The 1,587-nt window shown below is 61.2% G+C and carries 1 protein-coding gene; it reads right to left on the bottom strand.

Features of this window, described 5'->3' with window-relative positions; translation table 11 throughout:
* On the bottom strand, positions 1-1,587 hold a 1,587-nt coding region (locus IT781_RS21770; protein WP_194972266.1), incomplete at both ends, for an amino acid adenylation domain-containing protein.

Raw genomic sequence — 1,587 nt, 5'->3', positions numbered from 1 at the left:
GAATTCGATGCTGCCGTCGGCCAGCCAGCGGCCCAGGTCGCCGGTCTTGTACAGCAGGGCTTCGGGATCGTGGCTGAACGGGTCTTTAATGAAGCGCTCGGCGGTCAGCTCGGGCTGGTTCAGGTAGCCCTGCGCCACACCCAGCCCGCCAATGTATATCTCGCCGGCCACGCCGATCGGTACCGGCTCACGCTGCGTATCGAGGAGGTAGATACGGGTGTTGGCTATGGGGCGGCCGATGGGAATACTCCGGGCCCCTTCAGGAACGGCAGTGATTTCGTAAGTGGTTGCGAAAGTCGTCGTTTCGGTCGGACCATAACCGTTTAGCAGATGTTGAGGCGCATTCGACCGGATTACACGGGAAATAATGCGTGGATCAAGGCTGTCTCCGCCAACGAGCAAATAGCGCAGCTGTGAAAAAACTGCTGACAGCGTATCGGCGTACTGGTTAAACAGGCCGACGGTCAGCCATAATGCTGTGACACCATGCTGCCTGAGGATTTGCCCAAAATGATCCGGTTCCAGCAAGGCGGTTTGGTCGACCACCACCGTGCAGCCACCGTTGAGCAACGGCGCCCACACCTCAAAGGTAGTCGCGTCAAAGGCCGGATTGGCGGCGAAAGCCACTCGGTCTTCAGGCCCTATTTGCGCATAGCCGTTATTCAAGACCAGCCGTCCGATCGCACGGTGGGGAATTTTCACGCCCTTGGGCTGTCCGGTAGAACCCGATGTATACATCACGTAAGCAATCAATTCGCTGTGCAGCGGCAGGCCTGGATTATCATCCCGCGATTGATGCGCCAGCGCGGCGTCGATCCGCACGCAAACCGCATCGGCCAGTTCGGTGTCCTTGCCCGTCAGAATAATTTTGGCAGTGCAGTCTTTGATCATGAACGCCAGGCGCTCGACTGGAAAATCCGGATCCAGGGGCACATAAGCTGCGCCGCATTTCAAAACGGCCAGCTCCGCCGCTACCAGATCGGCCGAGCGTTCTATCAGCAACGCGACATAATCGCCGGCCTTGACGCCGAGGCTTATTAGGTGATGCGCCAGACGGTTGGCCCGTGCGTTGAGTTCGACGTAGCTCAGCCGTCCGCCGTCGCATATCACGGCATCGGCCTCGGGATTCCGGGCAGCCAGCGCCTCGAACAGTTCATGGACGCAACGGTCCCGTGGGTAGTCGGCCTGGGTGGCGTTCCAGTCGACCAGCACTTGGCGGCGTTCGGCCTCCGGCAGCACGCCGATCTGGCGCATGGCAGTGCCCGGCGCCGTCTCCAGGGCCGTGATCAGGTTGTCCAGCGCCGTGTGCATCAGGGCGCATACCCGTTCCGGCGCCACCGGCGGCAGGATTTGTACCGTCAGTTCAAACCCTTTGCCCAGGTCATCCACGGATAATACGATCGGGTAGTTGGTACGCTCTTCGCCCGATGACAGGGCTTCGATGCCCTGCCAGGCAGGTGAGCTGTCGGCCGAAGCGTCCGCTTGGCTGTGCCGGTAGTTGAGCAGCGCGCTGAACAGCGGCGCCGGTGCCTGCACGGCGCTGCAGCGTTGCGCCAGGCTCAGCGGCGCATGTTCATGGCGCAGCAG

Source organism: Methylobacter sp. BlB1 (assembly GCF_015476545.1).
Classification (GTDB): domain Bacteria; phylum Pseudomonadota; class Gammaproteobacteria; order Methylococcales; family Methylomonadaceae; genus Methylobacter.
The sequence above is the reverse complement of the archived record's forward strand: the minus strand, read 5'-3'. Positions and strand labels throughout refer to the sequence as shown.